Source organism: Longimicrobium sp., assembly GCF_036399255.1.
In the GTDB taxonomy this organism is placed as follows: Bacteria; Gemmatimonadota; Gemmatimonadetes; order Longimicrobiales; family Longimicrobiaceae; genus Longimicrobium.
This window is the reverse complement of record NZ_DASWNM010000049.1, coordinates 59,646-65,645: the sequence shown is the minus strand read 5'-3', so window position 1 is coordinate 65,645 and position 6,000 is coordinate 59,646. Positions and strand designations below refer to the sequence as shown.

The following is a 6,000-nucleotide window of genomic DNA, read 5'->3' as shown; positions in this document are numbered from 1 at the left end:
CGGCTTCATGCCGCGGGCCCAGCCCCGTCGTTCTGCTGGCGAGGTCCTTCGGTCGGCGCGAAGGTGCAGTGTACAAACGAGGTACGGGGTGGCGCCTCCCTCAGGAAGTCAATCACGCTGGGAGGTTTGGCAACACCCTCTCAGGGCCAGACGATGCCGCAGGTGCTGTCGCAGCCCGTGCAGTTCTGGTCCATGCCGATCATGGCGTCCGTCTCGTCGGGGGTGAACGACTCCACGTTCAGGGTCTCGGGGTTGAGCTTGTCCATCGTGTTCTCCTGTGGTGCCGGGGGTTTGCCGCCGTTCGTACGCGAACGGCCGGGGCCAGGAAAGGCGCCGGCCGTCGTGCCGTGAAACCTCGTGGGTCTTATGACGAACCCACGCTCAGGCCGCCGATGCTCAGCAGGCGGTGCACTCGCTCATGCACCCGGTCCAATCGATGCCGACGACGTCCGACGACGACGCGTCGGTGGTGCTGTACGAGTCTACCATCAGGTCGTCGAGGTTCAGCACGATCTTGTCCATGGTCTTGCTCCAGTCAGGGGAAAGGCAACGGGAAAAGAACCGGCGAGGCCGCGGCCCTGTCGCAAACCCACGGGCCGGCTGTCCGGAAGCGCGGGCGCTCAGCGGCGAGGCCTCGTCCACTCAGCAGTAGTAGCCTTCGGTGAACCGGTCCTCGCAGGGGCCGATGCAGCCTGTGTGTTGGTCGCCGATCACGGACGACTCGGCGGTGGTGGCGTACGAGTCTACCATCAGGTCGTCGAGGGTCAGCACGATCTTGTCCATGGCCTTGCTCCAGTCAGTCAGGGGGAGGGTAACGGGAAAAAGAAACCGGCGCGGCGCGGCCCTGCCGGCGATCGCGGTGCAGAACCCGCCGGCTCAGCGGCGGATACCGCCTTTACATGCAGTTCGGAGCGCCGCAGTCACTCATGCACCCGGTCCACTCGTCGTTGAGCTCCGCCGGGCTGGCGGCGGCGGTGAACGAGTCTACCATCAGGTCGTCGAGGTTCAGCACGATCTTGTCCATGGTCGTCCTCCGGTCAGGGGCGTGTAACGGGCAAAAGAACCGGCGAGGCGGAGCGTGGGCGCGCGGCCAGGTCCGGGCCCTGGCGCCGGCGGCCACGCGCGGCCTCCGCGGCTTACGGGTTCTCGGGAAAGATGCCGCAGCCGCTGGGGCAGCCGGTGCACTTCATGGCGTCGGCCATCGCGTTAGGGCTGTCGGCCTCGGGCTCGAACGACTCCACGTACACGGTCTCGGGGTTGAGCCTGGACATGAGGATCTCCTTTCGGAGGTGAGGGCTTCGCCGGCCCGGCGGGGACGGCGGGGGACGATGGGTGCGCGCCTGAACGGAGAAGCGGCCCGGCGCCAGTGGCGCCGGGCCGCTCCCGGAAAATCACGCGGGCGGCTGGATGCCGCAGCCGCTCATACAGCCGGTGCACGGCCACACGGCCTCGTGCGCGACCTTGTCGGCGGCGCTGGTTTCGAAGCTCGAAACCTTCAGGTCTTCCGGATTCAGCGTGGGCTTCATGGACGGGCTCCGCGAAGGAATGTACCGATGGAAGCCGCACGGCAGGCGGCCGGGATGAAGACGATACCGCGCCCCGCCGGTATCCGCAAGTGATGTCGGGTAAGGTATACACTCGTTACAGCTACCCAACACTGCACCGAACTGCTCCACGCACGGCGGCACAGCGGAGCCGACAGCCTTTCCGCCGGCTCCGTGCGTGCCAGGATCAGCAGTATCCGGCGGTATATCCGTCGCAGTGCGGAACCTGGTCGGTCGAGACGATGGGCGCCACGCTGGCGAGATCGGGCGTGCTGACCTCGAAGGTTTCTACGTGGATCTGGTTCAGGTCGAGCGTCATCAGGGGATCTCCGGAGAAAAGGGAAAAACCCACGCGTTCGCGCGGTGGCTCGAACCTATCGAAGCCAAATCATTTTTTCAATGCTTGTCGTCAAACGGCAACCGAATAGGATCTGGAGATCGGCACTCCCGCGACGATCCGCGTCCGTGGAGATCCGTTTTCCCAAAAATCGGCCTCACGCCGGGGTCCACGGGCGGCGGAGATCCAGTCCGCCGCCAACTCCGTTGACTCCGGTATGAGGCCAATCCGTTTGCCCCCAGCCCTGCCCCGCCCGCCGCTATCCGGAGACGGCCATTGCCTCCATCGCGAGCGGGCGCGGCGCGCGGTACGCCTCGGGCGCGGTGGGGCAGAGCGGCGCCACGGTGCAGCGCTCGCAAAAGGCGCGGCGGGCCGTGCACACCGCGCGGCCGTGGTCGATGATGCGGTGGGTAAAGATCACCCGCTCCGGCATCTCCAGGACGCGCAGCAGGTCCTGCTCCACCTTCTCGGGGTCTTCCTCGCGCGTAAGCCCCAGCCGCGCCGCGATGCGCTTGACGTGCGTGTCCACGACGACGCCCTCCGCCATCCCGAAGCCCACGCCCAGCACCACGTTGGCGGTCTTGCGGCCCACGCCGGGCAGCTGCGTCAGCGCGTCAAGGTCCGCCGGCACCTCGCCGCCGTGCCGCTCCACCAGCGCGCGCCCCAGCCCGATGAGTGCCTTGGACTTGTTGCGGAAGAAGTTGAGGGTCTTCAGGTGCGCCTCCATCTCTTCCTGCGACGCCTCCGCAAAGTCCTGGGCGGTGCGAAAGCGCGCGAACAGGGCGGGCGTGGCGCGGTTCACCGCCGCGTCCGTGGTCTGCGCGCTCAGCACGGTCGCCACCACCAGCTGAAGCGGGTTCTGGTAGTCGAGGGAACAGCGGCTGTCGGGATACAGCGAGGCGAGCTCGTTCAGGATGGACGCGACGCGCTCACGCCGCGCCTTTCTGCTTTCTCTGGGCAAAAAACTCCTCCAGCGGATCAAGATCCCACGTGTTCAGCACCTGCGGCGCGGTGAGCCACGCCTTTCGGGCGACGTTGACCCCGAACGCCACGTTCCCCAGCGCGCCCGTGCTGTGCGCGTCGGGGTTGATGGGGATCAGCACCCCCTTCTGGGCGGCGTAGCGCGCGTGCTCCCAGTTGACGTCCAGGCGGTGCGGGTCGGCGTTGATCTCCACACAGGTGCCGTGCTCCGCCGCCGCGTCGATCACCGCGCGCACGTCCACCGCGTAGGCGCCGCGCTTCAGCAGCAGCCGCCCGGTGGCGTGGCCCAGCATGGTGATGTGGGGGTTGGACACGGCCCGGATCAGCCGCGCCGTCTGCTCCTTCTCCGTCAGCGCGAAGTTGCTGTGGACGGAGCCCACCACGTAGTCGAACGCGCGCAGCACGTCCGCGGGATAGTCCAGGCTGCCGTTGGCCAGGATGTCGGACTCGATTCCCTTGAACACGCGGAAGCGCTTTTTTCCCTTCCCCCCGTGCTCCGCGTTCCACGCGTCGATCTCGCGGTGCTGCCGCCGCACCGCCGCCACCGGCAGCCCGCCCGCGTACCCCGCCGACTGCGAGTGGTCGCCGATCCCCAGGTACCGCCACCCCCGCTCGCGCGCCGCCTCGGCCATCTCCGCCACCGACGCGCGCCCGTCCGAGTACGTCGTATGGCAGTGAAAGGTGCCGCGCAGGTCGTCCGTCTCCACCAGCTTTGGAAGCGTTCCCTCCGCCGCCGCCTCGACCTCGCCCCACCCCTCGCGCAGCTCGGGAGGAATAAAATCGAGGCCGAGCACTTTGTACACCCCTGCCTCATCCCTGACCGCCCGCCGCCGCTTTCCCGCATAGACGCCGTCGGCCTCCAGCCGCAGCTTTTGCGACTCGGCCCGCGCGCGGAGCTGCGCCAGGTGCTTGTCGCTCCCCGTGGCAAAGACCAGCGCCGTGGCGTACTCCTCCGGCGGTACGCAGGTAAGCGTGGCGCACAGCCCGTCGGCGAACCGCACCTCCGCGCGCGCATCCGCGTCGTCGTGGTCCGCGCGCTCCACCCCCTGCAGCGCGCGGAAGGCGGCCAGCACCGTTTCCGGATCCTCCGCCGCGGCGACCAAGTCGATGGAATCCACCACCTCCAGCCGCCGCCGCACCTGCCCGGCGCTGCTGGCCTGGACGACGCCCGGGAGACTCTCCACCAGCTCCAGCAGCGCGGAGGTGGCCTCGATGGCCTGGAACCAGCGCCGGCGGCCGCGCATGGAGCGCGCGAAGGCCACGCCTTCCAGGATCTTTTCCGCCGTCTTGGCGCCGAAGCCGGGGAGCGCCGCCAGCCGGCCGGCCGCCGCGGCTTCTTCCAGCTTGTCCAGCGAGTCGATCCCCAGCTCCTTGAACAGGGTGCGGCCGCGCTTGGCGCCCACGCCCTTGATGCGCATCACGTCGTACAGCCCCACCGGCGTCTGCTCGCGCAGCTCCTCCAGCATCCGCGAGGTGCCCGTCGACACCAGCTCGCCCAGCACGCCGGCGATCCCCTCGCCCACGCCGGGCAGGGTGCGCAGCTGGCCGGCGGCGGCCAGGGCGGTCAGGTCGGCGGCGGAGGTTTCCAGGGAGCGGGCGGCGGACTGGAAGGCCTTGGCGCGGAAGGGGTTTCCCCCCACCACCTCCAGCAGCATGGCGATCTCGCCCAGGGCCGCCGCGGCTTCGCGCGCCGTCATCCGCCGCCCAGCCGCACGCGGTGAAAGTCCAGCCGCGACAGCGGCGGGCTTCCGGGCCGGTCCGCGCTGCGCCGCTCCGGAGCCGGCGCCGTCGTCACGTCCTCGGTGTGCGTCTCGACGTACCAGAGCGCGCGGGCGATCAGCTTGAGCGCCTCCGCCGTGGTGAGGATGGAGTACAGCCCCGCCATCTCGCCGCCGGGAAGCACGTTCTCGAAGTCCATCCCCGCGTCGCGCCCCGGCTCCGTCCACACCGGGGGGATGCCGGCGCCCACTTCCGTGTCGAACGGGATCACGCTGAAGCCGGCGCGCATGCGATGGATGCCCAGCACCATCAGCGCCTGCACGTCCGTAAACGGGATGCCCAGCGGGTCGGCCCCCTGCGAGACGGTGACGAAGAAGCCGTCCACCGGCTCCGGCGGCACGTCGGTGCCGATGCTGGCCCAGAACAGGTTGGGTGGAAGCTGCAGGTACAGGCTGTCGAACGGCGCGGTGAACGCCCATCCCTCCAGTTTGGGTGCGCCTTCCACCAGGTAGCGCGCCACCGCCGGGTCCAGCACGTACAGCCGCCGCCCGAAGCGCCAGAAGTTGAAGGCGTGGTAGAAGAGTGCGCGGTACTCCTCCAGCATCTCCGGCGGCGCACCGGGGGGGATGATGTCGCGGATGGAGTCGCCGCTGGTGCCCAGGAACGAAAAGCGCTCGAGGCGCGCCGGATCTTCGCGGCGCCCTTCGGCCTCGCTCTGGATGTTGGGGAACACGCGCGACTCGAAGTCGCCGTCCATGAACGCCAGCTCGTACGGCGTCAGCCGCGCCGCCCCCGCCGCGCCCGCCGGCGGTGGTGCATCGCCCTCGCCGCCGCCGTCGCGCTCGATCGATTCGACCGGATCCGCCGGGCCGATGCCGTGCCCGTTGTCTCGCTCCTCCACCACCGCATCCCTCCTGCAATTTATCGCTCCGGCAGGCACCCGCGCGGGCGCCCCCTCCGCTCGCTTAGGCTCGCACCTCCCCCAAAACTGCTGGGGGAGGTTGGGTTGCCGCGGAAAGCGAGCCGCTACGATCACCCTCGAACTGCGCCCGCGGGGGGCCCCTCCCCCCGGCCCCTCCGCGCTCGTTCCTCGCGGAGAGGGGAGAATTCGAGGGCTCGGCGAAAGGCATCCGGCTGGCACCCGACGGGGGCCCCTCTCCCCCCGGCCCTCTCCCCCGCGGAGCGGGAGAAAGGAGAGAATTCGATCCCGCTTCGACGGGTTTTCAGGCCCGTTGGGCTGCCTGCTCTCACCCGCTACGCCGCAGGTACTTGCCCTGCCCTACCCCCGGCCTGTCCGCGAAGGCGGACTTCGTGTGGTTGTTGCAGCGAATTCATTCGCCTTTGCGGGCCTGGCCGCCGGCTCAGTGGCTCGGCGAAAGAGATCGAACTGGCGCCCGACGGGGCCCCCTCTCCCCCGGC

General features: G+C 69.3%; 10 protein-coding genes. All 10 read right to left on the bottom strand.

Annotated features, from left to right (window positions below; genetic code table 11):
* Positions 1-140 precede the first annotated feature (140 nt).
* The 10 genes from VGC13_RS08625 to VGC13_RS08580 all read right to left on the bottom strand — a co-directional run bounded on the left by VGC13_RS08625 (position 141) and on the right by VGC13_RS08580 (position 5,482).
* Positions 141-266 (bottom strand): hypothetical protein, encoded by a 126-nt coding sequence (locus VGC13_RS08625; protein ID WP_331124832.1) that lies wholly within the window; start codon positions 264-266, stop codon positions 141-143.
* A gap of 130 nt (positions 267-396) precedes the next feature.
* Positions 397-522, bottom strand: a complete 126-nt coding sequence (locus VGC13_RS08620) for a hypothetical protein (protein ID WP_331124831.1) — start codon at positions 520-522, stop codon at positions 397-399.
* Between the two features lie 120 nt (positions 523-642).
* Positions 643-783 carry a hypothetical protein gene (locus VGC13_RS08615; protein WP_331124830.1) on the bottom strand — a complete coding sequence of 47 codons (141 nt, stop codon included), beginning with the start codon at positions 781-783 and terminating at the stop codon, positions 643-645.
* A 112-nt stretch (positions 784-895) separates the two neighbouring features.
* Entirely contained in the window at positions 896-1,024 is a 129-nt protein-coding gene (locus VGC13_RS08610; RefSeq protein WP_331124829.1) for a hypothetical protein, read from the bottom strand.
* 112 nt (positions 1,025-1,136) lie between these two features.
* Entirely contained in the window at positions 1,137-1,271 is a 135-nt protein-coding gene (locus VGC13_RS08605) for a hypothetical protein (protein WP_331124828.1), read from the bottom strand.
* Between the two features lie 120 nt (positions 1,272-1,391).
* Positions 1,392-1,526, bottom strand: a complete 135-nt coding sequence (locus tag VGC13_RS08600; protein WP_331124827.1) for a hypothetical protein — start codon at positions 1,524-1,526, stop codon at positions 1,392-1,394.
* 205 nt (positions 1,527-1,731) lie between these two features.
* The gene (locus VGC13_RS08595) at positions 1,732-1,863 is read right to left on the bottom strand and encodes a hypothetical protein (RefSeq protein WP_331124826.1); all 132 of its coding nucleotides are present in this window, start codon (positions 1,861-1,863) and stop codon (positions 1,732-1,734) included.
* Between the two features lie 277 nt (positions 1,864-2,140).
* Entirely contained in the window at positions 2,141-2,842 is a 702-nt protein-coding gene (gene nth / locus VGC13_RS08590) for an endonuclease III (protein WP_331124825.1), read from the bottom strand.
* Positions 2,811-4,559, bottom strand: a complete 1,749-nt coding sequence (polX, locus tag VGC13_RS08585) for a DNA polymerase/3'-5' exonuclease PolX (RefSeq protein WP_331124824.1) — start codon at positions 4,557-4,559, stop codon at positions 2,811-2,813. Before polX ends, nth begins: the two co-directional genes overlap by 32 nt.
* Positions 4,556-5,482, bottom strand: coding sequence for a hypothetical protein (locus tag VGC13_RS08580; protein WP_331124823.1), 927 nt, complete (start codon positions 5,480-5,482; stop codon positions 4,556-4,558). Before VGC13_RS08580 ends, polX begins: the two co-directional genes overlap by 4 nt.
* Between the last annotated feature and the right edge of the window lie 518 nt (positions 5,483-6,000).

Coding starts and splice junctions, on each gene's coding strand:
- VGC13_RS08600 (WP_331124827.1), bottom strand. CDS start 1,526: ATGAAGCCCACGCTGAATCCGGAAGACCTGAAGGTTTCGAGCTTCGAA.
- VGC13_RS08595 (WP_331124826.1), bottom strand. CDS start 1,863: ATGACGCTCGACCTGAACCAGATCCACGTAGAAACCTTCGAGGTCAGC.
- VGC13_RS08620 (WP_331124831.1), bottom strand. CDS start 522: ATGGACAAGATCGTGCTGAACCTCGACGACCTGATGGTAGACTCGTAC.
- VGC13_RS08610 (WP_331124829.1), bottom strand. CDS start 1,024: ATGGACAAGATCGTGCTGAACCTCGACGACCTGATGGTAGACTCGTTC.
- VGC13_RS08625 (WP_331124832.1), bottom strand. CDS start 266: ATGGACAAGCTCAACCCCGAGACCCTGAACGTGGAGTCGTTCACCCCC.
- VGC13_RS08605 (WP_331124828.1), bottom strand. CDS start 1,271: ATGTCCAGGCTCAACCCCGAGACCGTGTACGTGGAGTCGTTCGAGCCC.
- VGC13_RS08615 (WP_331124830.1), bottom strand. CDS start 783: ATGGACAAGATCGTGCTGACCCTCGACGACCTGATGGTAGACTCGTAC.
- polX (WP_331124824.1), bottom strand. CDS start 4,559: ATGACGGCGCGCGAAGCCGCGGCGGCCCTGGGCGAGATCGCCATGCTG.